General features: G+C 69.2%; 21 protein-coding genes. 18 read left to right on the forward strand and 3 right to left on the reverse strand.

The genetic code is table 11. From position 1 onward, the window contains the following. Positions 1–2 precede the first annotated feature (2 nt). From ACZK4S_RS06915 to ACZK4S_RS06940, 6 genes are read left to right on the forward strand one after another with little or no spacing between them, the layout of a single operon-like run. A complete protein-coding gene (locus ACZK4S_RS06915) occupies positions 3–521 on the forward strand; it encodes an Rv2134c family protein (protein WP_076063930.1) in 519 nt (172 codons plus the stop codon). After that, positions 518–1,255 carry an Rv2133c family protein gene (locus ACZK4S_RS06920; protein WP_463643809.1) on the forward strand — a complete coding sequence of 246 codons (738 nt, stop codon included), beginning with the start codon at positions 518–520 and terminating at the stop codon, positions 1,253–1,255. The genes ACZK4S_RS06915 and ACZK4S_RS06920 overlap by 4 nt, the downstream gene beginning before the upstream one ends. Before the next feature lie 17 nt (positions 1,256–1,272). Then, positions 1,273–2,523: a cysteine--1-D-myo-inosityl 2-amino-2-deoxy-alpha-D-glucopyranoside ligase gene (gene mshC / locus ACZK4S_RS06925; RefSeq protein ID WP_463643810.1), complete on the forward strand. Its 1,251-nt coding sequence runs from the start codon at positions 1,273–1,275 to the stop codon at positions 2,521–2,523. A gap of 18 nt (positions 2,524–2,541) precedes the next feature. Continuing rightward, positions 2,542–2,805 carry a phosphoribosyl-ATP diphosphatase gene (locus ACZK4S_RS06930; protein WP_076063938.1) on the forward strand — a complete coding sequence of 88 codons (264 nt, stop codon included), beginning with the start codon at positions 2,542–2,544 and terminating at the stop codon, positions 2,803–2,805. Between the two features lie 10 nt (positions 2,806–2,815). Next, the gene (gene hisG / locus ACZK4S_RS06935; protein ID WP_076063940.1) at positions 2,816–3,679 is read left to right on the forward strand and encodes an ATP phosphoribosyltransferase; all 864 of its coding nucleotides are present in this window, start codon (positions 2,816–2,818) and stop codon (positions 3,677–3,679) included. An 8-nt stretch (positions 3,680–3,687) separates the two neighbouring features. Next, positions 3,688–4,206: a hypothetical protein gene (locus ACZK4S_RS06940; protein WP_463643811.1), complete on the forward strand. Its 519-nt coding sequence runs from the start codon at positions 3,688–3,690 to the stop codon at positions 4,204–4,206. A 10-nt stretch (positions 4,207–4,216) separates the two neighbouring features. Here ACZK4S_RS06940 and ACZK4S_RS06945 read toward each other — a convergent pair whose 3' ends face one another. Then, a complete protein-coding gene (locus ACZK4S_RS06945; RefSeq protein WP_076063945.1) occupies positions 4,217–4,741 on the reverse strand; it encodes a hypothetical protein in 525 nt (174 codons plus the stop codon). A gap of 53 nt (positions 4,742–4,794) precedes the next feature. Between ACZK4S_RS06945 and ACZK4S_RS06950 the strand changes: the two genes are divergently transcribed. The 7 genes from ACZK4S_RS06950 (at position 4,795) to pheT (ending at position 11,399) form a co-directional block, all read left to right on the forward strand. Beyond that, the gene (locus ACZK4S_RS06950) at positions 4,795–5,304 is read left to right on the forward strand and encodes an SseB family protein (protein WP_463643813.1); all 510 of its coding nucleotides are present in this window, start codon (positions 4,795–4,797) and stop codon (positions 5,302–5,304) included. Positions 5,305–5,568: 264 nt separating this feature from the next. After that, positions 5,569–6,237, forward strand: coding sequence for a translation initiation factor IF-3 (gene infC, locus ACZK4S_RS06955; protein WP_076063947.1), 669 nt, complete (start codon positions 5,569–5,571; stop codon positions 6,235–6,237). Positions 6,238–6,262: 25 nt separating this feature from the next. Next, the gene (gene rpmI, locus ACZK4S_RS06960) at positions 6,263–6,469 is read left to right on the forward strand and encodes a 50S ribosomal protein L35 (RefSeq protein WP_076063949.1); all 207 of its coding nucleotides are present in this window, start codon (positions 6,263–6,265) and stop codon (positions 6,467–6,469) included. A 98-nt stretch (positions 6,470–6,567) separates the two neighbouring features. Further along, positions 6,568–6,936, forward strand: coding sequence for a 50S ribosomal protein L20 (rplT, locus tag ACZK4S_RS06965; RefSeq protein WP_076063952.1), 369 nt, complete (start codon positions 6,568–6,570; stop codon positions 6,934–6,936). A gap of 11 nt (positions 6,937–6,947) precedes the next feature. Continuing rightward, complete coding sequence (locus tag ACZK4S_RS06970) at positions 6,948–7,754, forward strand: TrmH family RNA methyltransferase (RefSeq protein WP_076063954.1); 807 nt, start codon at positions 6,948–6,950, stop codon at positions 7,752–7,754. 46 nt (positions 7,755–7,800) lie between these two features. Beyond that, the gene (pheS, locus tag ACZK4S_RS06975) at positions 7,801–8,913 is read left to right on the forward strand and encodes a phenylalanine--tRNA ligase subunit alpha (RefSeq protein WP_076063956.1); all 1,113 of its coding nucleotides are present in this window, start codon (positions 7,801–7,803) and stop codon (positions 8,911–8,913) included. Further along, positions 8,910–11,399, forward strand: a complete 2,490-nt coding sequence (gene pheT / locus ACZK4S_RS06980) for a phenylalanine--tRNA ligase subunit beta (protein ID WP_076063957.1) — start codon at positions 8,910–8,912, stop codon at positions 11,397–11,399. The genes pheS and pheT overlap by 4 nt, the downstream gene beginning before the upstream one ends. Before the next feature lie 197 nt (positions 11,400–11,596). Here pheT and ACZK4S_RS06985 read toward each other — a convergent pair whose 3' ends face one another. Further along, positions 11,597–12,196: a hypothetical protein gene (locus ACZK4S_RS06985; protein ID WP_076063959.1), complete on the reverse strand. Its 600-nt coding sequence runs from the start codon at positions 12,194–12,196 to the stop codon at positions 11,597–11,599. A gap of 80 nt (positions 12,197–12,276) precedes the next feature. Between ACZK4S_RS06985 and ACZK4S_RS06990 the strand changes: the two genes are divergently transcribed. The 3 genes from ACZK4S_RS06990 to ACZK4S_RS07000 are packed head-to-tail and all read left to right on the forward strand — an operon-like array spanning position 12,277 to position 14,279. Then, complete coding sequence (locus tag ACZK4S_RS06990) at positions 12,277–12,804, forward strand: TetR/AcrR family transcriptional regulator C-terminal domain-containing protein (protein ID WP_463643816.1); 528 nt, start codon at positions 12,277–12,279, stop codon at positions 12,802–12,804. Between the two features lie 5 nt (positions 12,805–12,809). Continuing rightward, on the forward strand, positions 12,810–13,160 hold the full coding sequence (locus ACZK4S_RS06995) for a hypothetical protein (protein WP_143571058.1): 351 nt from the start codon (positions 12,810–12,812) through the stop codon (positions 13,158–13,160). 48 nt (positions 13,161–13,208) lie between these two features. Further along, complete coding sequence (locus ACZK4S_RS07000) at positions 13,209–14,279, forward strand: cytochrome P450 (protein WP_076063965.1); 1,071 nt, start codon at positions 13,209–13,211, stop codon at positions 14,277–14,279. Here the strand turns inward: ACZK4S_RS07000 and ACZK4S_RS07005 are convergent. Then, positions 14,276–15,163: a hypothetical protein gene (locus tag ACZK4S_RS07005; protein ID WP_463643817.1), complete on the reverse strand. Its 888-nt coding sequence runs from the start codon at positions 15,161–15,163 to the stop codon at positions 14,276–14,278. The genes ACZK4S_RS07000 and ACZK4S_RS07005 overlap by 4 nt on opposite strands. A 92-nt stretch (positions 15,164–15,255) precedes the next feature. Here ACZK4S_RS07005 and argC point away from each other — a divergent pair, with 92 nt between their 5' ends. Further along, positions 15,256–16,287, forward strand: a complete 1,032-nt coding sequence (argC, locus tag ACZK4S_RS07010; protein WP_463643819.1) for an N-acetyl-gamma-glutamyl-phosphate reductase — start codon at positions 15,256–15,258, stop codon at positions 16,285–16,287. Beyond that, positions 16,284–17,435 (forward strand): bifunctional glutamate N-acetyltransferase/amino-acid acetyltransferase ArgJ, encoded by a 1,152-nt coding sequence (argJ, locus tag ACZK4S_RS07015; protein WP_463643820.1) that lies wholly within the window; start codon positions 16,284–16,286, stop codon positions 17,433–17,435. The genes argC and argJ overlap by 4 nt, the downstream gene beginning before the upstream one ends. Positions 17,436–17,438 lie beyond the last annotated feature (3 nt).

Genomic DNA, 17,438 nt, shown 5'->3' on the forward strand with positions numbered 1-17,438 from the left:
CCATGATGCTCGCCTTCGACAACCCGGATCGCTGCATCGTCGGCACCATCGGCGCGCCTGGTGAACGCCTGTTCCTCATCCAGGTGGCGCAGGGCAACCGCCTGGCGGCCGTGGCACTGGAGAAGGAGCAGACGCTCCTGCTGGGCGTGCGGGTCGGCGACGTGCTCGACCAGCTCGCGGAACTGGGCCACGAAGTGCCGCCGCGGCAGCCACCGGCTGACAACGGTCCGCTCGACGCGCCCGTCGAGGTGCTGTTCCGCGCGGCGGCCATCGGCCTGGCCTGGGACCATGAGCGCAACCGCCTCCTCCTCGAACTCTTCTCCGCCGAACCTGACGAGGAGGGTGAGAACTCGCTCGTCCAGATCCGGATGACGCCCGTGATGGCGCGGGAGTTCTCCTCCCGAGCGGAGGTCGTCGTCGCCTCCGGGCGGCCCTCCTGCCCGGCGTGCAGCCAGCCACTGGACCCGGCAGGACACATCTGCCCCCGCGCGAACGGCTACCGCGGGCCGCTGTTCGGATGACCGGGCCCAGCGGAGCGCTCCAGGTCGTAGGGCGGCTCGTCGATGCCTCCAACGCCACCTTCCTCGCCGTAGACGAGGAGGAGGCGCACTGGGTGTACAAGCCGGTGGCGGGGGAGGCTCCGCTGTGGGACTTCCCGATGGCCACCCTCGGCCGCCGCGAGGTCGCGGCCTACGCGTTGTCAGAAGAACTCGGGTTCGGTGTGGTGCCGCTGACCGTCTGGTGCGAGGGGCCGCTCGGCGAGGGATCTGCCCAGCGCTGGGTGGACGGCGCCCCCACGCCGCTGATCGATCTGCTTGAGCCCACCGACGTGGACGAGACCTGGTTGCCCATCCTCACCGGTCTGAACGCTGAGGACCTGCCCGTTGTGCTGGCGCACCGCGACGACCCCCGGCTCCGCGCGCTCGCCCTGTTCGACGCGCTGCTGAACAACTCCGATCGCAAGGCCAGCCACGTCATCACGCACGGCGACGCCCTCGCGGGTGTCGACCACGGCGTGAGCCTCCACCCGGACAACAAACTGCGCACCGTCCTGTGGGGATGGGCCGGCGATCCACTCACCGAGGAAGAGCTCTCCATCGTCGCGCTCGCGGCGGGCATCGACGCGCCGCTCGCGCCCGGACTGACCGACGAGGAATGGGCCGCGCTGACGGGGCGGGCCGAGGCGATGCTGGCGGAAGGAGCGATGCCGCGGCCATCCGAGCGGTGGCCCAGCATCCCGTGGCCTCCGATCTAGGCGGTAAGTTGTGACCCATGTATGCGTGGGAAACCGTTGACGTCCCGGCCCTGCCGCCCTCGGGTGGCGCCGTTCCGGACAAGCTCACCCTGTTCGACACAGCGTCGCGCAACCTGGTGCCTGTGGCCGCGGATGTGGAGACCGCGCGCATGTACGTGTGCGGCATCACCCCCTACGACGCCACGCATCTGGGTCACGCCAACACCTACCTCACGTTCGACCTGATCAACCGCGTCTGGCGCGACCTCGGGCTCAACGTCGACTACACGCAGAACGTCACAGATGTCGACGACCCGCTCCTGGAGCGTGCCGCCGAGACCGGCGTCGAGTGGGAGGAACTGGCCGCGGACCAGACGGAGCTGTTCCGCAGCGACATGCAGGACCTGCGCGTCCTGCCCCCGAACAACTACATCGGCGCCGTGGAGTCCATCAGCTGCGTCACCGAACTGATCGATGACCTGCTCGCCAGCGGCCTCATCTACCAGGTGGGCGACGACGAGCACCCGGACTGGTACTTCAACACCGCAGCCGCGCCGGGCTTCGGCGGCGTCAGTCACCTCAGCGAGGCGGAGATGATCGCCAGCTTCCGTGAGAACGGCGGTGACCCGGACCGCCCGGGCAAGCGGCACCCGCTCGACAGCCTGCTGTGGCGCTACTCCCGCGACGGCGAACCCAGCTGGTCCTCGCAACTCGGTGCGGGTCGTCCTGGCTGGCACATCGAGTGCACAGCCATCTCGCTGCGTTACCTCGGAGCGAACTTCGACGTCCAGGGTGGCGGTGCGGACCTCGTCTTCCCGCACCACGAGATGTGCGCGGCGCAGGCCATCGTGGCCAGCCGTGAGCCTCTCGCGGATGCTTTCGTGCACTCCGGCCTGGTGGCGCTCCACGGCGAGAAGATGAGCAAGTCCAAGGGCAACCTCGAGCTCGTCAGCCGCCTGCGCAAGGCCGGGGCGGACCCCATGGCCATCCGGTTGGCGCTACTCGACCACCACTACCAGGAGAACTGGGAGTGGACGCCGGACCAGCTCGAACGGGCCACCGAGCGCCTCGCCCTGTGGCGCGGCATGGTCAACGATGGCGGGGCGCTGCCTGCGGGCGAGACGATCGCCGCCATGCGCACCGCGCTCCGCAACAACCTCGACGCCCCTGCCGCCCTTGCCGCCGTCGACACCTGGGCGGCGGCCAGCCTCAGCATCGGTGGCGACGACACCGATGCCATCTCCGAGATGTCCGCCGCGGTCAACGCGCTGCTCGGCATCAAGCTCTAAGCGATAAGGTCTGGAAACGTGAAGTCCTTCGAACAGCTCTTCGAGCAGCTCACCGAAACCGCGCGCACCCGGCCCGAAGGCTCGAGCACTGTGGAGCGGCTGGACGCCGGCGTGCACGCCATCGGCAAGAAAGTCGTCGAGGAGGCCGCCGAGGTGTGGATGGCCGCCGAGTACGAGTCGAAGGACCAGGCCGCCGAGGAGATCAGCCAACTGCTCTACCACCTGCAGGTCATGATGATCGCCCTTGATCTCGACCTCGACGACATCTACCGCTACCTCTGAGGACGAACACGTGACCACCGAACGACTCCTTCGCATCGCCGTGCCCAACAAGGGCGCCCTCGCCGAGGCCGCGTCGCAGATGCTGCGCTCCGCCGGCTACCGGCAGCGCACCGACAGCAAGGACCTCACGCTGATCGACACCGATCACGGCGTGGAGTTCTACTACCTCCGTCCCCGTGACATCGCGATCTACATCGGCCGCGGCCATCTGGACATCGGCATCACCGGCCGCGACATGCTCCTGGATTCGGCGGCGGACGCCACCGAGGTCATGGCGCTCGGCTTCGGCGGCTCCCGGTTCCGTTTCGCTGCGGTCAACGGGTCGTCGATGACGCTCGAAGACCTCCGCGGCAAGCGCATCGCGTCGTCCTACACCGGCCTGCTCCAGACGTACCTCGACGAGAAGGGGATCGAGGCCGAACTCGTCGGGCTCGACGGCGCTGTCGAATCCGCCATCCGGCTGGGCGTCGCCGACATCGTTGCCGACGTCGTCGACACCGGCACCACGCTGCGTCGCGCGGGCCTCGAGATGTTCGGCGAACCGATCTGCGAATCCGAGGCCGTCCTCATCCAGCGCAACGGCGGCAGCGCGCTGCCGCCTCTGGCGGAGGCGCTGAAGACCCGCCTGCACTCGGTGCTCGTCGCCCAGAACTACATGATGCTCGACTACAACGTGCACACCGATGACCTGGAGGCCACCACGTCGCTGGCCCCGGGCGTGGAGGGCCCGACGGTGTCGGCGCTCTCGAAGGAGGGCTGGAGCGCCGTGCGCGTGCTGGTTCCCCGGAAGGGTGCCCACCTCCTCATGGACCGCCTCCACGACGCCGGCGCGCGGGGCATCCTGCTCACCGAACTCGCCGCCTGCAGGCTCTGAGGAGCGTCGTGACAGATCCCGTCGACCAGCCGCTCACCCCCGAGGAAGACCCCGTCCCCGCGAGGCTCTCGTACTCCAGCCCGCCGGCGCTGATGACCGGTGTCGTGCTGTCCATGGTGCTGCTCTTCGGCGCGCTGTACGGCTGGTACGCGCTGGGTCCGGAGATCCGTGGGCAGGTCACCTGGGCGCAGGCGGGCACGCTGCTGTTCATCGTGTTCCTGATGATCGCCATCATGCTGTCCGTCGGCTATTCACGGCTGTGGGCGGCGGACGGTGTGGTCACCGTCCGCAACGGGCCGTTCCTGCGCCGCTACGGCGTGGACACGATCGCGGGGGTGCGGCTGCGTCCCGGCGATGCCTGGAGTTCACTGTTGGTCAAGCAGGAGGACACCCTCAAGCGCAGGCCCGTGCTGGCCATCCAGTTCCTCGAAGGTGAGGGTGGCAAGCGCAAGATCATCGAACTGCGCCGGTGGCTGAAGGCCAATGGGGCGACCTCGGCGGGCTACAGCAGCGCCGACGCCGACTGAGCCGCCCAGCTCACATGATGCCGCGCTTGCGCAGCAGCGCTTCGATCTCCGCGTCCTCGGGGTCTGTGCCCTTCTGAGCCGGCTGCGCGGCGGGCTTGGCGGCCGGCTTCGCGGCGGGGGAGGGCGTCGACGGCGCGGTGCCGGTGGCGGGCTTGGCCGCGGTGGCGCCGGGCAACTGCCTGGTGCGGTCGCGCTGGGGGGCCTCCCGGCCCGCGGCAGGCTTAACCGCATGCTCACGGGCGGGCTTCCGGGGCAGCATGAGCCCCACGACGGTGAGGATGATGCCGCCCACCAGCAGGCCCAGGCCCCACGCCACGGCGTCGGTGAACACGGTGCGCTGGAACCAGTCCACCAGGCTCATGATCCCGTTGATGAGCAGCCTGAGCAGGCCGGTGAGGTACAGCCCCACGGGAATGGCGGCCAGGCCCAGCCCGATGATCAGCGGCCGCACCCTTCCCACCCGGGCGGTGACTCCTGCGGCGATGGCGAGGATCACGACGGCGACGGCGATGGTCCCGATGAGCTCAATGGGCATGCCCCCCAGTTTGGCACATCGCCGCGGGCGCATGAACGGCTAGGGTTCTGGGCATGGTCGAACTGCGCTCCCTGGCACAACCGAACTCCCGCTTCGCAGGCGACGACGGGGCTGCGGACCCGTTGACCCGCGCCGCCATCGCGCGCGCGCAGGACCACAACGGCTACATCAGGGCCCTGGTGGCACTCTGCACCAGCCGCCTGCTCCTACCGATCGTGGCCAGCGGTGACGAGGGCGGTGACGCCCCAGACCCGGACCGTCACGCGGAGATGGCGGCCGTCACGCTCAAGGACGAGTCCGGCAGTTACCTTCTGGCCTTCACCGGCTACGACTCCCTCAAGGCCTGGGAGGCCGGTGCGCGGCCCGTGCCCTGCCTGCTCGACGAGCTTTGCGCCACCGTCGAGGCCGCTGACGCGGAGCAACTGCTGATCGATGTCGCCGGCCCTGTACCATTCGTGATCGCCGGCGACGCGCTGCAGAAGTTCGCCGACGGTTTCCGTCTCGTCGAGTTCGAGGGCGAGGACTTCGCGTGGGTGAAGTACGCCGAGGACGACGAAGCCTGACCACGCCGCCGGGCCCCGGCGAACCCGGTTTTGGAAGATGCAGGGCGGCCTGCGTATAATCTTCAAGGTTGGCGGCTTCCGGCTGCCCTGATAAAGCGGAGTTCCACTCCCACCCGAGTTGCTGTGGCGGCCGGGTCACCCCGCGACGAGCGGTTGCTCCGTCGTCGAGTTGGTGCGTGGGCCTCTGCATGTGCAGGGGCCTTTTGTCGTTGACCAGTACATACCAACTCTTCAACTGGAGGACCCATCAGCACTGAACCGCGGATCAACGATCGCATCCGAGTACCCGAAGTCCGGCTCGTCGGCCCCAATGGCGAGCAGGTCGGCATCGTGCGCGTCGAGGACGCCCTGCGTCTCGCGGCGGAGAACGATCTGGATCTTGTCGAAGTGGCCCCGCAGGCGCGTCCGCCGGTCGCCAAGCTGATGGACTACGGCAAGTTCAAGTACGAGGCGGCACAGAAGGTGCGCGACGCCCGCAAGAACCAGCAGAACGTCACCACCAAGGAGATGAAGCTCCGCCTCAAGATCGATCAGCACGATTACGAGACGAAGAAGGGCCACGTGGTCCGCTTCCTCAAGGCCGGCGACAAGGTGAAGATCACCATCATGTTCCGCGGCCGCGAGCAGTCCCGCCCCGAACTGGGCATGGAATTGCTGCGCCGCCTGGCGGCCGACGTGGCGGAGTTCGGCTTCATCGAAGCCTCTCCCAAGCAGGACGGCCGAAACATGCTCATGGTGCTCGGACCCACCAAGAAGAAGACCGAAGCCAAGGTCGACCAGGCCGCCGACCGCGACCGCCGCATGGCGGAGCGCAGGGAGCAGGCCGAGAACGAACGGGCAATGGAAGCGGAACTCCGCGCCGCCGCCCAGACGGATGTCCACCAGAAGAAGCGTGGTCCTGCAGACAACATGGACCCAGACATCGATCTCTGAGATCGAGTAGGAAAGCGAGCTAGATATGCCGAAGATGAAGACGCACTCCGGTGCGAAGAAGCGGTTCAAGATGACGGGCACTGGCAAGATCCGTCGTGCTCAGGCCAACCTCGGCCACCTCAACGAGACCTTCGGCTCGACGCGCCTGCGTCGCCTGAAGGGCACCGCCCAGGTGTCCAAGGCCGACGTCAAGTCGGTGCGCAAGCTGCTCGGCAAGCACAAGGGCCGCTGATCCCGCACGCTGAACCCGGCCCAGGCCGGGGCTCAAGCCGGGACGCAGTTCCCACCCCACCATCTTTCTGAATCACACACACCACCCAAGGAGTCACCATGGCACGCGTGAAGCGTTCGGTGAACGCGCTCAAGAAGCGCCGCGAAGTTCTCGAGCAGGCGAAGGGTTACCGCGGCCAGCGGTCGCGTCTGTACCGCAAGGCCAAGGAGCAGCTGCTCCACTCGTACACCTACGCCTACCGCGACCGTCGCGCCAAGAAGGGCGACTTCCGCGGCCTCTGGATCCAGCGCATCAACGCTGCCGTCCGCGCCGAGGGCATGACCTACAACCGTTTCATCAACGGCCTGAAGAACGCTGGTGTCGAGGTGGATCGCAAGATCCTCGCCGACCTTGCCGTCAACGACATCACGGCGTTCAACGCCCTCGTCGCCGTCGCCAAGGACAACCAGCCCGCTGCAGCCGCCTGAAAGCGGACTCAGTGACCCTTCGACCGGACGCAGCCCCTGGCCTTCCCGCCTCGGTGCTGCGTTCGGTTCGTCGTTTGACGGGGCGACGTGGCCGCGACACGGCCGGGCTCTTCCTGGCTGAGGGCCGGCAGGCCGTGCGCGAGGCGCTGGCCGTCGGTTCGCTGGTGGAGGAGGTCATCGTCGATGACCCCGCCAAACACGCCGATCTGCTCGACGCCGTGAACGTGCCCGTGTGGCAGGCCACGGACCAGCAGATGCGCACGCTGAGCGACACGGTCACCCCGCAGGGGATCGTGGCGGTCTGCCGCCAGTTGTCGTTCGGCTGGGAGGACGTCAACGACGCCCGCCTCCTCGTGATCTGCGCGCAGGTCCGGGACCCGGGCAATGCCGGCACCGTGATCCGCTGCGCGGACGCCTTCGGCGCCGACGGCGTGATCCTCACCACGGGAAGCGTCGAGATCTACAACCCCAAGACGGTGCGCTCCACCGTCGGCAGCCTTTTCCACCTCCCCATCCTCACCGGGGTGCCACTCGCTGAGGCGGTTGCCAAGGTCAAGGCCATGGGCATGACGGTGCTGGCTGCCGACGGCGACGGCGACCCGCTCGACCTGAAGGCCGCCGCCGGCGAACTCAGCGGCCCCGTGGCCTGGATCATGGGCAACGAGGCATGGGGACTGCCCGAAGAAGACCGTGAGTTGGCCGACGAGGTGGTCGCCGTGCCAATGTGGGGTGGGGCGGAGAGCCTCAATCTCTCCAGCGCTGCTGCGGTGTGCCTCTACGCCACCGCCTCCGCACAACGACGCTCTTCAGCAGGATGACGGCACCGCGCCGTCCATCCACGCAACAGTGAACAAGGAGGGACCCATGTCGGGGCCAAACGACAACTTCGATCCCAAGCAGGTCGCCTCGCTCGACCCGGCGGCCATCGACGGTTTCGTCGCCGACGCGCTGGCAGCCATCGGCGCCGCGGTCACGACGGCTGAACTCAAGCAGGCGCGGCACGACCACGCTGGCGACACCTCGCCGCTGGCGCTCGCCAACCGCGAGATCGGCGCCCTGCCCCCGCAGGCACGCAAGGAGGCCGGGCAGCGCATCGGCAAGGCCCGCGGCCAGGTCAACCAGGCCTTCGCGGCTCGCCAGGAAGAGGTCGCAGCCGCTGAGCTTGAGGCCTCGTTGATCGCCGAGCGCATCGACATGACCCTCCCGGTCACCACCGGCCCGCGCGGGGCGCTGCACCCCATCACCAACCAGATCGACGAGATGATCGACGTCTTCGCGGACATGGGCTGGGAGGTCGCCGACGGTCCGCAGCTCGAAGCGGAGTGGTACAACTTCGACGCCCTCAACGTGCCGGTGGACCACCCCGCGCGGGCCCTGCAGGACACCCTCTGGATCGACCCGCCGTCGGCAGGCAAGCTGCTGCGCACCCAGACCTCCCCGGTCCAGGCGCGCGCCCTCCTGACGCACGGTGTGCCGCTGTATGTCGTCGTCCCCGGCAAGGTGTTCCGCGCCGACGAGTACGACGCGACGCACCTCCCGGTCTTCCACCAGCTGGAAGGCCTCGTCGTGGACAAGGGCATTTCCATGGCGGACCTGCGCGGCACGCTCGACCACCTGGCCAAGGCAATGTTCGGTGGCGACACCGCCACCCGCATGCGCCCCCACTACTTCCCGTTCACTGAACCCTCGGCCGAGGTGGACGTGCAGTGCTTCGTGTGCCACGGCGAGTCTGTCGGCAACCCCGACGCGCCCTGCCGCACCTGCCGTTCCGAAGGCTGGATCGAGTGGGGCGGTTGCGGCGTCGTGAACCCGCGGGTCCTGCGGGCCTGCGGAGTAGACCCGGAGGTCTACTCCGGCTTCGCGTTCGGTATGGGCATCGACCGCACGGTCATGTTCCGCACCGGCGCCCCCGACCTCCGCGATTTCGTGGAGGGCGACATCCGCTTCAGCCGATCCATCCTGGGAGGAGCCCGATGAAGGCCCCCGTCTCCTGGTTGCGCGACCTCGTCACGCTGCCCTCCGACGTCACCACCGCCAAGCTCGCCGAGCAGTTCACCGCGGTGGGGCTCACCGTCGAACGCATCGAGTCCACGGAGTCGCCGGTGACGGGCCCGCTGGTGGTCGGACGCGTGCTCAGCTTCGTCGACGAACCGCAGAAGAACGGCAAGACCATCCGCTACTGCCGCGTGGACGTCGGCGGGCACAACGACCCTGCCACCGACGAGTTCCCGTCCTCCCGCGGCATCGTCTGCGGCGCGCACAACTTCGCCGAGGGCGACCTCGTCGTCGTGTCGCTGCCTGGCACCGTCCTCCCCGGCAACTTCGAGATCGCCGCCCGCAAGACCTACGGCCACGTCTCCGACGGCATGATCGTCTCGGAGCTCGAGTTGGGCCTCGGCGAGGATCACGACGGCATCATCGTGCTCGCCCCCGGCACCGCGGAGCCCGGCACCCAGGCGCAGGACATCCTGTGGAGCGCCGACGAGGTGCTCGACATCGATGTGACGCCGGACCTGAGTTACTGCCTGTCGCTGCGCGGGCTGGCCCGCGAGGCGGCCATCGCCAACGGCGTGACCTTCGAGGACACCTACCGCCAGCCCCTGCCCGAGCCCGTTGAGGGCGGCCATCCGCTGGTGCTGGAATCCGAGCGCTGCACCTCCTTCGTGGCGCTGACCATCGAAGGCATCGATCCCGCCGCGTCCTCTCCCGAGTGGATGGCTGAGCGGCTGCGCGCCTCGGGCGTGCGTTCGATCTCGCTCGCCGTCGACGTCACCAACTACGTGATGCTCGAATCCGGCCAGCCGCTGCACGCCTACGACGGCGACAAGCTGCAGGGCCCCATCCGGGTGCGGCTCGCGCACGAGGGTGAGCGCCTGACCACGCTGGACGGCCAGGACCGCACGCTCACGACCGACGACCTGCTGATCACGGATGATTCCGGCCCCATCGGCATGGCCGGCGTCATGGGCGGCGAGAACACCGAGGTTTCGGAGGGCACCACGAGGATCGTCCTCGAAGCCGCGCACTTCGAGGCCACCTCGGTGTCGCGCACGTTCCGCCGTCACGGACTGCCGTCCGAGGCCTCGAAGCGCTTCGAGCGCGGCGTCGACCCGCAGCTGCCCTACGCCGCCGCCAAGCGCGCCGCGAAGCTGCTGACCACCCACGGTGGGGGACAGGTGACGGCCGAGACCGTCGTCGGTTCCGCCCCCGTGCCGCACACGGTGTCGCTGCGCAGCGGCCTGATCTCCGACGTGCTGGGTACCCGCGTCGAGCAGGACGAGACGCTGCGCCTGCTCAACGCCGCGTCGATCGGGGTGACCGCGCTGGGGGACTCGCTGACCGTCACCGCCCCCAGCTGGCGCAACGACCTCGTGGACCCCTATGACGTGGTGGAGGAGGTCGGCCGTCACGTCGGCTTCGACCGGATCGGCATGACCCTGCCCGTCCCCCCCGTGACCCGCGGCCTCGACCCGGCCATCCGTGACCGGCGCGCCGCGATGCGCGCGGTGGCCGCCCTGGGCTTCACCGAGGTGCTGTCGCTGCCGTTCGTCTCCGTCGATGAGCTCGACCAGTTGGGCGTTGCCGAGGCGGACCCCCGTCGACGCCTCGTGAAGCTGGCCAACCCCCTGTCGGAGACGCACAGCTACCTGCGCACCTCGTTGCTGCCCGGCCTGTTCACGGCCGTCGCCCGCAACACGTCGCGCAGCCTGTCGGATCTGGCGCTGTTCGAGAAGGGCAAGGTGTTCTTCGACGGTGGGGAGCCCGACGCCCCCCGCCCCGGAGTCGCCGCACGCCCCACCGAGGATGAGTTGGCCGCGCTCGACGCCGCGCTGCCCGCGCAGCCCGAAACCATGGCCGCCGTCGTGACCGGCAACTGGAAGTCCGCAGGCTGGGACGGTCCCGCCGTCGTCGCCGACTGGACCCACGTCGTCGCGTTCGCCGAAGCGGCCGCCGCGGCGGTCGGTGTCGAACTGGAGCGCCGCAACGTGGAGATGGCGCCGTGGCATCCCGGCCGGTGCGCCGAACTGTCGGTCAACGGCATCGTGCTGGGCCACGCGGGTGAACTGCACCCCCGGGTGGTCGCCGCTTTCCGCCTACCGGAACGCAGCTGCGCCGTCGAGTTCAACGCCGACCTGCTGCTGGGCCACGCCGTCCGCGGGGGCGACATCGAGCCCATGCGCTCCTTCCCGATGGCGAAGGAGGACGTGGCGCTGATCGTCGACGCCGACATCGCCTCCGTCGAGGTGGAGGCAGCTCTGGCTGAGGGCGCCGGTGAACTGCTGGAGTCGATCGCGTTGTTCGACGTCTACACGGGCGACCAGGTGGGCGAGGGGAAGAAGTCGCTGGCGTTCGCGCTGCGTTTCCGCGCCGATCGGACGCTGACCGACGCAGAGGCCGCGGCGGCCAGGCAGTCCGCGGTGAAGATGGCGGAGGAGCGCTTCGGCGCGGTCCAGCGCGCCTGAGTATCGGATGATCCCGGAAGACACGGGAACGATGCGGGCCCTGCAGCGATCACGCTGCAGGGCCCGTATGGCGTTGAAGAAGTGAGGGCCGGACCGCAGAACGCCTCTCGGCGCGTGGCCGCTCGAAGCGGCTTAAAGTGGAGCCCGGGGTTACCGCGGCCCGGCATCTACCGAGTGTAATGGCTCTGCGCTGAGGCTCAAGTCAGTTGCCCTGATCGCCACAGTTTCGCCTGCATCGTGAACTCCTCGGCCATCGTCGTGTACCCGGCGGCGAGCCGCTCGTGGTCGTCGTGGCGCGGCCCCAGTTCCGCAGCACCCGCTGCCATCACCCGGCTGAACGCCGAGGCGCGCTCGAGCGCCACGGCGAAGTCGCCGGTGAAGGCGCCGCGCAGGATCTGGTTGACCAGGACCACCACTTCCGCCGGGGTGGGGGCGTGCGGGGAGCCCGCGATCGCCTGGTTCACGCCGTCGACCTCCGCACCCTGGGCGAAGATCCGGCCCGCGTCCTCGGGGTTGGCGGCCACGGTGTGCCGGACGAGGTACAGCCGCCACAGCGCGCCGGGCAACGTCTCCGCGGGCGCGTCGGCCCACAGCTCGGCGACGTCGTCGATCCCGTGCTCGTCGGCGTACCCGATCAGCCTGTCGACAATCCGCGGGTCCGGCGCTGTGCGTACCCGGTGGAGGAGAGCGGCGGCCGTGTCGTGGGCCAGCCCGCCGAGCTCTGCAGGGTCGCCGGCGCCGTGGAGCGCCTCGATGATGTCGCCGGGGCGTCGGACTGGCTTGTGGAACTCACGCATGCCTCCAGCGTAGGCGTGCCAGTAGGGTGGGCGCGTGCATATCTCCGCCGGGGCAGCCGGGCGGACAGGGAAGGGGCCTCGTGGCGCTGAGTAGGGCGGCCATCGTCGATGCCGGGTTGGCGATCCTCGACGAGTACGGCCTCGGAGACCTCAGCATGCGGCGCGTCGCGGATTCGTTGGGTGTCCAGGCGGGGGCCCTGTACTACCACGTGCCCAATAAACAGTCGCTCCTGGCCGCGATCGCGGACCAGATCCTCGCCACGCTCACTTCGGTGGATGACCTGTCCGGTTGGGCCCACAGCCTCCGTGCTGCGCTGCTCACCCATCGCGATGCCGCCGAACTCGTGAGCTCCTCCCACGCCCTCGGCCTCGGCACCCTGGATCCGACGGCAGGTGGCCGCGACCTCCTCACCCGTGCGGGGCACCCGGAACCTGAGGCGACGATGGCGGCGCTGCTCCACTTCGTGCTCGGGCACGTCGTCGAGGAGCAGACCCGCACCCAGATGTACGCCCTCGGAGTTCTGACGGAGTTCGACCCGGCCCTCGCGGAGCATCATTTCCGGGTCGGCGTTGACACCTTCGTGCGGGGAGTGACCCCGGTAGGGTAACTCCCATGAACCGACAGCGACGTGGTTCCCGGCCGGCGATCTGGATCGCGGTAGTTGCGCTCGCGTGCGCCCTGATGGCCTGCACCGACACCGTGAAAGTCAGTCCGTCCACCTATTCGGGCGATCCTGATTCCCAGGCGCTCACCCTCCAGATCCAGGCCGCCGCCGGCGACACCGTCGCAGCCGTGGAGGTGACCGAGGAGACCGATGAGCAGGTCGTGATCGAGGTCCTCATCGACGAGAGCTCCCGTGACAGCGAGGATGCCGCCACCCTTGAGGCGGTCGTGGAACTGGACAGGGTGCTGGGCACCCGGGAGGTCGTCGACACCGAGGGCCGGGCCATTCCCCAGGCCTGACGGCGCAACCCAGGTGCCCCTGTTATTCCAATCCGCTAGTGTCAAACCATGAGCGCTTTCCCTGACGGCGACACCATCCGGGTGACCGGACACGCCGAGGCCCTCGCCGTGGTGCAGGACCCCGAGACGTTCTCCAGCAAGGTGTCGCGTTTCCTGCAGGTACCCAACGGGCTCGACGGTGAGGAGCACGCCGCCTTCAGGCGTGCGCTGGACCCCTACTTCAACGAGGAGCGGATGGCTGCCCTCGAAGGACCGGTCCGGGAGGTGGCCCGCCGAGCCGTCGCCGCCGTGCCGAAGGGTGAGCCCGTCGAAGTCATTCACGGCCTGGGCGTGCAGTTCGCCGTCGACGCGATGCTGGCCTGGCTCGGCTGGTCACCGGACCTGCGGCAGGAACTGATCGACTGGGTGGCGGAGAACGCCAGCGCCTCCCGCTCGGGTGACCTCGAGCGCACCACGGAGGTGGCGCAGTGGTTCGACGACATCATCGGGCGCGTGGTGGACCCGCGGGCGGCGCATTTCAGCGAGCCGTCCCAGGATGTCACCGACGAGCTCATCCGTCAGGAGGTCGACGGCCGGCAGTTGGCGCGGCCGGAGATCATCTCCATCCTGCGCAACTGGACGGGCGGCGACCTCGGGTCCTTGGCCCTCTGCGCGGGCGTCGTCCTCCACCAGCTGGCGGAGGACCCGGCCATCGAGGCGGAAGTCCGCTCCCGGCGCACGGATCCGTCGGCCCTCGCCGCGGCCATCGACGAGCTGCTCCGCATCGACGACCCGTTCGTGAGCAACCGACGTGTCGCCACGCGTGAGACGAAGGTGGGCGGTTGCCCCGTCGCCCACGGTCAGCGCCTCGTCGTGGACTGGACGCTGGCCAACCGCGACCCGGCGCGTTTCCCGGACCCGGACCGGTACGAGCCCGAGGCCAATGCCGGGGCGAACCTGGTCTACGGCGCGGGCCCGCACGTGTGCCCCGGCCGGCCGCTGGCCACTCTGGAGTTGCGCATCCTCCTCGAAGAGGTGCTCGACGCCACCAGGGATCTGTCGCTTCCCCCGGATCAGCCCGGCGTCCGCGCCGAACGCCCGCTGGGCGGTTGGTCGCAGAAGCCGGTCGTCTTCGCCTAGGAGCGCCTGGTGGCTCCTGCGAGGAGAAGGGCCAGCAGGCCCAGGCCGATCAGTCCGTAGGCGACGTACAGCGCTGGCTGGGTGAAGTCCAGGAACGACTGGGTACCGCCCTCGACGATCCGGGTGCGCACCGCGGCGGCCAGGGAGTCACCCTCGGGGAAGGCGACCCTCTCGACGGTGAGCCGGCCGAACCACAGGCCCACCACCGCCGCCGCGCCCGCCAGGAGAAGCGCCACCCAGCGGCCGCGCCGCGACCCGATGAGGAGGCCGATGACCGCCAGCGCCCCGGCCGCCGCGTAGAACCACGGCCAGTTGCGGGCGGCGCCCACGCCGTCGGCGATGGACTGGGTGATGGACTCCGACGGCTGACCCAGCGGGAGGCGGACATCGGCCAACTGGACCTGTTCGAGATAGGGGTGCAGCGGCTCTGCCGAGACCTCCATCAGCTTCGCCTTCCCCAGTTGGGCGAAGGGGGAGAGGTCGAACCAGATGGTGGGAGCCTCCAACGTCTCGTCCTCGCGCACCGCATCGAGAGCCTTCACGTAGGCCACGCGGGAACGGTCGATGGACTCGTTCCAGGCGCGCTGCACGCTTGGGTCCGCGAGCGCGGTCATCACCGCGACGGTGATGACCTGGTTGATCTGTTCGCCGATGAGCGGCAGTTCGAGCATCTCCGCAGGCACGGCCTTCTTCGCCTCAGCGGTGAGGGTGGAGGACAACTCCGCGGTGATCTCGCTGTCCGTGGCCAGCGGGCCGACGATACGCTGCATGGGCGCAGGAGTGCGCGCCAGCCGGTCGACCCAGTGGGCGCCCATGGCCCCGAACCCGACGGCCACGGCCATGAGCAGGACTGTGAGCGCGATGAACGAGCGCATGAAACTCATGCGGTAAGCGTAGACGCTGCGGCTGACGCCGGACTGTGACCATGGTTCGAGCGCGGTGGCATATCTATTCGATCTATGGAATAGTTTCCCCCATGACGTATTCAGTGGCGGTGGCCGGATGCACCGGCTACGCGGGCGGGGAACTGCTGAGGCTCCTGCTGCAGCATCCGGATGTGACGATCGGTGCCCTCACCGGCAACTCCAGTGTGGGGGACCGCCTGGGCAACCACCAGCCGCATCTCGCGCCGCTCGCAGACCGCGTGGTCGAGCCCACCACCGCCGAAGTGCTCGCCGGTCACGACGTCGTGTTCCTCGCGTTGCCGCACGGCACCTCCGCCGCCATCGCCGAGCAACTGGGCCAGGACGTGCTGATCGTGGACGCCGGAGCAGACTTCCGGCTCCGGGACGCCACGCAGTGGGAGAAGTTCTACGGCTCCCCGCACGCAGGCACGTGGCCCTACGGCCTGCCCGAACTGCCCGGCGCCCGCGAATCCCTCGCTGGAAGCAGACGGGTGGCGGTGCCCGGGTGCTACCCGACGGCCATCACGCTGGCACTCCTCCCCGCCGTCGCGGCCGGCCTGATCGACGCCTCCCAGATCTCCGTCGTCGCCGCTTCCGGCACGTCCGGCGCCGGCAAGTCGCTCAAGCCGGACCTGCTGGGCTCGGAGACCATGGGCAACATGAGCCCCTACGGCGTCGGTGGCCTGCACCGCCACACCCCCGAGATCGTGCAGAACCTCTCCGACGTCACCGACGCCGCGGTGAACGTGAGCTTCACGCCGCTGCTGGTCCCCATGCCCCGCGGCATCCTGGCCACCTGCTCCGCCCCGGTCGCCGACGGCGTGACCACCGCCTCCGCCCGCGTGGCCTACGCCACCCGGTACGAGAGCGAGCCCTTCGTCGATCTTCTCCCCGAAGGCGTCTGGCCCCAGACCGCAGCCGTGGTCGGGTCCAACCGCGTCACGGTGCAGGTCGTCGTCGATGAGACGGCCGGGCGCCTGATCGCCATCTCTGCCATCGACAACCTCACCAAGGGCACCGCGGGCGGCGCCGTCCAGTCCATGAACCTCGCCCTCGGCCTGCCGGAGACCACCGGCCTCAGCACCGTAGGAGTTGCCCCGTGAGCGTCACCCTCCCCAAGGGCTTCACCGCCTCCGGCTCGACGGCCGGCCTGAAGGCGTCCGGTAAGCCCGACGTCGCCGTCGTGCACAACACCGGCCCGTCCATGGCGGCCGCCGCGGTCTTCACCACGAACCGGGTCTTCGCTGCGCCGGTCAAGTGGTCGCGGCAGGCTGTCTCCGACGGCCAGCTCCAGGCGATCGTGCTCAACTCCGGTGGGGCCAACGCCTGCACCGGTGCCGAGGGCTACAAGGACTCCGCCGCCACGGCGGCCCGCGTCGCCTCGAACCTCGGGCTCATCATCGACAATGTCGCCGTCTGCTCCACCGGGCTCATCGGGGTGCGGTTGCCGATGGACAAGCTCCTCCCCGGCGTCGACGCCGCGTGCTCGGCCCTCACCACCGACGGGGGAGCGGCGGCCGCTGCGGCGATCATGACCACGGACACGGTGGCCAAGCAGGCCGGCGTCACCGTCGGCCAGTGGTCGATCGGCGGCATGGCCAAGGGGGCCGGGATGCTGGCACCCGGCCTGGCCACCATGCTGGTGGTCCTCACCACCGACGCGGACCTGGGCGCCAAGGACCTCGACAAGGCCCTGCGGGAGGCCACCCGGCTCAGTTTCGACCGGGCTGATTCCGACGGCTGCATGTCCACCAACGACACCGTCGCGCTGCTGGCGTCCGGCGCCGCCGGGGTGCGCCCGGAAATCGGCGCCTTCACCGCAGCGCTGGTGGACGTCTGCCAGGACCTGGCGCGCCAGCTCATCGCCGACGCCGAGGGCGCCCAGCACGAGATCGCCATTGAGGTCACCGGAGCCGCAACCGAGCGCGACGCCGAGGTGGTCGGCCGCGAGATCGCGCGCTCCAACCTGTTCAAGTGCGCCGTCTTCGGCGGAGACCCGAACTGGGGGCGGGTGTTGTCGGCCATCGGTGTCACCGACGCGAAGTTCAACGCCGACGACCTCGACGTCTCCTTCAACGGCGTCATGGTGTGCCGGGGCGGGCAGATCGGCGACGACCGCAACCTCGTTGACCTCTCCGGGCGCCACGTCGCCGTGACCGTCGACCTCCACGCCGGCAACGCCGCAGCAACCATCCTGACCAACGACCTCACGTATGACTACGTGAAGGAGAACGCGGAGTACTCCACCTAAATG

Source organism: Tessaracoccus zhenghani (assembly GCF_055326325.1).

Coding starts and splice junctions, on each gene's coding strand:
- ACZK4S_RS06985 (WP_076063959.1), bottom strand. CDS start 12,196: ATGCGTGAGTTCCACAAGCCAGTCCGACGCCCCGGCGACATCATCGAG.
- ACZK4S_RS06950 (WP_463643813.1), top strand. CDS start 4,795: ATGGTCGAACTGCGCTCCCTGGCACAACCGAACTCCCGCTTCGCAGGC.
- argC (WP_463643819.1), top strand. CDS start 15,256: ATGACGTATTCAGTGGCGGTGGCCGGATGCACCGGCTACGCGGGCGGG.
- rplT (WP_076063952.1), top strand. CDS start 6,568: ATGGCACGCGTGAAGCGTTCGGTGAACGCGCTCAAGAAGCGCCGCGAA.
- pheS (WP_076063956.1), top strand. CDS start 7,801: ATGTCGGGGCCAAACGACAACTTCGATCCCAAGCAGGTCGCCTCGCTC.
- ACZK4S_RS06920 (WP_463643809.1), top strand. CDS start 518: ATGACCGGGCCCAGCGGAGCGCTCCAGGTCGTAGGGCGGCTCGTCGAT.
- ACZK4S_RS06915 (WP_076063930.1), top strand. CDS start 3: ATGATGCTCGCCTTCGACAACCCGGATCGCTGCATCGTCGGCACCATC.
- mshC (WP_463643810.1), top strand. CDS start 1,273: ATGTATGCGTGGGAAACCGTTGACGTCCCGGCCCTGCCGCCCTCGGGT.
- ACZK4S_RS07005 (WP_463643817.1), bottom strand. CDS start 15,163: ATGAGTTTCATGCGCTCGTTCATCGCGCTCACAGTCCTGCTCATGGCC.
- rpmI (WP_076063949.1), top strand. CDS start 6,263: ATGCCGAAGATGAAGACGCACTCCGGTGCGAAGAAGCGGTTCAAGATG.
- ACZK4S_RS06995 (WP_143571058.1), top strand. CDS start 12,810: ATGAACCGACAGCGACGTGGTTCCCGGCCGGCGATCTGGATCGCGGTA.
- ACZK4S_RS07000 (WP_076063965.1), top strand. CDS start 13,209: ATGAGCGCTTTCCCTGACGGCGACACCATCCGGGTGACCGGACACGCC.
- pheT (WP_076063957.1), top strand. CDS start 8,910: ATGAAGGCCCCCGTCTCCTGGTTGCGCGACCTCGTCACGCTGCCCTCC.
- ACZK4S_RS06945 (WP_076063945.1), bottom strand. CDS start 4,741: ATGCCCATTGAGCTCATCGGGACCATCGCCGTCGCCGTCGTGATCCTC.